Genomic DNA, 4,353 nt, shown 5'->3' on the forward strand with positions numbered 1-4,353 from the left:
TTTCGCATAATGCAGATTGATGTTAAATTACGTGAATTTGCAAGTATATTATTTTTGCAAATTCACTATGTAACATAATCTGTCAGTTACATTATGCGAAATCTCAGCTATCACTTTAATTTTTCTTTCACGTATTCAAACACTGAACCGCAACAAAAGAAGAGAGCCAAAATCACTACAGTTAAACCTATAATATCTTGCGTACTCATAATTGCCCCTAAAGAGAACCATTAGCCACTAATAAAACCTGATCAAGAATATCGAAAGCTCTATCAATATCCTGTTTTTCCAATAAAAAATGACATTTAATTAGAACATCAACAGCGCCTGAAAGCTCATTAACCTTTTCCAGACATTTCAAAGGAGTCAATGAAGAATCAATAGCTTGCTGAGCTTTATTCTCAAGATATTCGAAAATATGTTCTTTTGTACTCATAAACCCTCTTGTCAAAGTGTCTAGACTACGCCTTAAGACACTCATATTTATTGCTTAATTTATATCATATCACGATGTGTCTTAATTCCCCTGAAGACACTTTTTGGTTAATTTCTACGTCACATCATAGAGTCGGTTTTTGTAATCAAAGAGAAGGATTTTCATTTTTCACTGTTTGCATACTTTGCTGCTGTTGCTGCTGGACAAAGTAATTAAACGGTCTATCACCATCTTCAACTACTTTTCTGCAATCCGCCTGTGATACATCGTGAAGAATAGTACCCTGTTGAGTATATGCAACATAACGACCGTTCTTTTTCATACAGCCAGCAAAAACTGGCATTGCTGTTACTTGATAGCCACCAGTAACGACTGGATCGAATGGTTTATTCGGGTTGTAATCAACAACAATACGTTCCATTGAATTACCAGTTTTAGCCTCAAGCTGTTTATTCTTAGATTCAAGATATTCTTTATCTAAACCCTCTCGACACATCTCAGGCGACCAGCCGAACTGTTTTACACAGTCATTGATCTTAGCTTGTAGCTCAGGCGATATTTGCGAAGTTTGCTGTACTACTGGAGCATTCTTAGCACCACGTTCTTCAAGCTGTTTTTGAGCTTCCATCGTTTTATCAAGTGCATCCTGACCAATACGTTTACCACCTGAGAAATGCACAAAGCCATTAATTAACAATCCAGCAGCAATGATAAAACACACTGCAGCAATAATCGCTAATTTCCAAAAATATCCAGGGATACGTGTTTTACCGTCAGTAACTTCCTCAGTCGACTTGTACTGTGTAAATACTTTTTCATCAAAATTCTCAAAAAATACATCCTCAGCGCGTTCAGTCGCTGCTAATGAATCAGGTTTTTCCTGCCACGAACGCCATAACGATACCTGTGAACGTTTTTCATTACGTAGACGTGTACAGTGATAATGTTCGTTTACAAGCTCCAACAAGTGTAAATGAAGCAATTTTGGTGACTGTGTAATGAATATAATGTCATGTCCAGAATGGCGGTGATATTCAAGTTCTCGAATAACTTCACGCGTAGAAAGTTTCTCACGTGCAGCCCAAGCAAAATACCGTATGCCTTTTTTATCAACCTGCCTTTGTGCTTCGTCATAGATAATAAGGCCAGCTTTTTGACCAGTTTGCACATTCGATGAAGGTGTTAATGTCCAGTCCAGTTCGCCTTTTTCATTCTCAGGAATGGGATTCACATCAAGCGTACATCCATCAATATTTGTATAAACAGGACGACCAGATTCAACAGCTGGAATAAGCCATTTTTTCATAACCATATGAGTCTTACCTTGACCCATTTTTCCAGTAACTAAAATAACAGGCATGTTTAAGACCTCTTAGCCATACGTATGCGCATTGCTTCCCAATATGCACGTGTAAGAATTGCAGAAAAAATAATACCTATAGCTTCGGGCACACCAAAGACGGCCATTAATCCAATAAATGGAAGCGATTCGATATGCGAAGCTGCACTGGTGACATAACTTGATAAAAAGAGATAAAAAGGCAGTCCAGTGACAATGCCAACACCTAGACTGGTCAATATTTGGCGAACGAAGTTATTTGCAAAAAGATCAAATATTCCATATAGAAATTTACCCATTAGCCTTCACTCCCACGATTAAATCCAAAGAGAATGAAACAGGCCAATACAACTGCAAAACCAATAGTGAAAGGCTTAATCAACCAATCCAACTGACAAATATATGTGTAGTCTGATGTCTTAACTTGTGCAGTTACACCATGCAGAGTGATTGTTTCAAAAGTTGGTGCTGGGCACTGTGGTGATACATTGAGACCTATCTTTTTTTCTTCAAAGTCAACAGTGGTATTTAAATCTGAGTCATCACGATCAGGTAGATCGGAATCATCTTTAGTCCATGTAAACCAATCCTTAACTTTGAACCAAAAAGTTGCTTCTTCTATCTGATGATCTTCAACCTTTTTTAAATGATCTTTATAAGTTTTATCTGACGATTTCCAATCGTCATACCATTTACACATGCTATGAGCCCATTCACAGAAAACTGGAAACTGAAGTGAAATTGATTGACCGCCAGTAGGTTCGCCCGTTTCTGGATCGGTTTTTGGAGTTGTATCAGCATCGGCTTTGCCACCGTCATCTTGCCATGATCGGTCGTTAGTTGCACCATCAGCACTTGGAGGATTTTTATACTTTGGATCACCCGGAGGAGCAGGCTTGCCGTCAGGCGTTGGAGGCGCATTTTTGATACGATCATCCATTTCATTGGCAATATCGTCACCAATACCATGTGGGTCATGCTGATAAGCATCAGTCACAACAGGACGATATTGTTGATCTGTAATGTCATATTTAGGATCTACTGGATCTTTATAATCACCCGTGACAATTCCACCAACATGTTCATCAGTAATAACAATCTTAGTTTTATTATCAGAAGGATTTTTGTTTTCGACTGCTGAAACTGAATATTTATTTGTAGTTTTATTTCCGTTGTTTTTCATTGAATAAGTACAAGTTCCAGTTGCACTTGAAGAACTTGAAGGTGGAGCACTAGGATTACTTAATTCGCAAGATTCGAAAGAAACATCTGTATAACCTTGACCTTCTAGTCTAGTTTTTACTAAAGGTAATGAGCCTTGTCCTGCGTTTATAATTCCACAATAAGCATGATCAGAACCGAAAGAAACCAAATAAGATTTAAAAAGACAATTATTGTCATCCACAGATTTATATTTAACAAAGGTTCCTTCTTCCATAACCCAACCAACGGCTTCAATCAAAGCTGTAACAGCAGCACCACCCAATACACCTGCGACACCGCCCCTAAAAGCTTTAGCCCGTTGTAATAAAGATTTGCCAAGCCTAGCTTTGGATGGTACATCTTCAACAACAACGTTTTTAACAACTGTCTTAACTTTAGAAACACCATTTTCAGTTATTTGAGTATCGTAGACATGACGTGCCGAACCATAGACACGCTTTGCATAATCTTCGCGATTTTGTTGCAATTGAACCTGACGTTGAAGCCACCAATCACCATCGTCGGCAGCGAATGTTTGAATTGAAAATGATGTAAAAAAAAGTAGAAAAAAAAAATTAAAAAATTTAAACATATCGCAATCTCACTTTAGAAGAATGAGTACGCCTACAACTGCAATAATAACGAGTAGCCAGTTAAATATTGATGGTTCGTCCATAGCATTCGATCTCTAAATTGCCGTGCTCGCGCGCCAAACGCTGCAAGCATCGTTCAGCGCGCGCTCACAGCATTTTTTTTACTTCACTGCACCGCGTGATTTCTTCACTAGAGCCATAACAGCTACAAAGCCAAGAATTGCGATACCGATAGCAATACCAAATGTTTCTGCAACACCGATATCACCAATAAATGAAGCAGGATCAAGCTCTAACTTTGCATTAGCATTTGACATAGCCAAAGCTGTTAAAACACCCCCTAACACAGAGCCACGAACTAAAGAAGTACGGCCGTTTTTTTCAACAACGGTAAGTTGGTTTTGTTTTTCCATTGTGTTTCTCCTCACTTGACGGAATAACGAAGATTTCTTAATAACCACATAGTTAAGTAATAGCCGGAAATCGCTGTGATTATCATTGACGCTTCCCAGCCAGTAATGGCAAACATGGTTGTATTCAGGTCAAGCCAAACAATGCATGTGTTAGATGGTTTGTCGAGTTGAGTACAAACATATAGTTCCATTTCTTAAAACCTATCCCTTGCACTTAGTCATGTGAAAGTACAAATATTGCTTATGAAAAAGCGACAAACATTTAGGACATTCCACTTGATTATCCCCCATTATTGCTGTTATATTCATACTTAAAATTACCTAAGTTATTGATTTTATTGACATATTATACATTATACGAAAGGCTGT

General features: G+C 38.0%; 5 protein-coding genes. All 5 read right to left on the minus strand.

Going from position 1 to position 4,353, the window contains the following annotated elements; translation table 11 throughout:
• Window positions 1–217: 217 nt before the first annotated feature.
• On the minus strand, window positions 218–436 hold the full coding sequence (locus tag F895_RS18750) for a hypothetical protein (RefSeq protein WP_005237767.1): 219 nt from the start codon (window positions 434–436) through the stop codon (window positions 218–220).
• Between the two features lie 145 nt (window positions 437–581).
• Window positions 582–1,796, minus strand: a complete 1,215-nt coding sequence (locus tag F895_RS18745; protein ID WP_005237777.1) for a zonular occludens toxin domain-containing protein — start codon at window positions 1,794–1,796, stop codon at window positions 582–584.
• Window positions 1,797–1,798: 2 nt separating this feature from the next.
• Window positions 1,799–2,074, minus strand: coding sequence for a DUF2523 family protein (locus tag F895_RS18740; protein ID WP_005237779.1), 276 nt, complete (start codon window positions 2,072–2,074; stop codon window positions 1,799–1,801).
• On the minus strand, window positions 2,074–3,570 hold the full coding sequence (locus F895_RS18735; RefSeq protein WP_005237781.1) for a virulence factor TspB C-terminal domain-related protein: 1,497 nt from the start codon (window positions 3,568–3,570) through the stop codon (window positions 2,074–2,076). Before F895_RS18735 ends, F895_RS18740 begins: the two co-directional genes overlap by 1 nt.
• Window positions 3,571–3,732: 162 nt before the next feature.
• Window positions 3,733–3,984 (minus strand): hypothetical protein, encoded by a 252-nt coding sequence (locus tag F895_RS18730; protein WP_005237783.1) that lies wholly within the window; start codon window positions 3,982–3,984, stop codon window positions 3,733–3,735.
• Window positions 3,985–4,353 lie beyond the last annotated feature (369 nt).

It is taken from the genome of Acinetobacter sp. CIP 64.2, from assembly GCF_000369645.1.
Lineage (GTDB): Bacteria > Pseudomonadota > Gammaproteobacteria > Pseudomonadales > Moraxellaceae > Acinetobacter.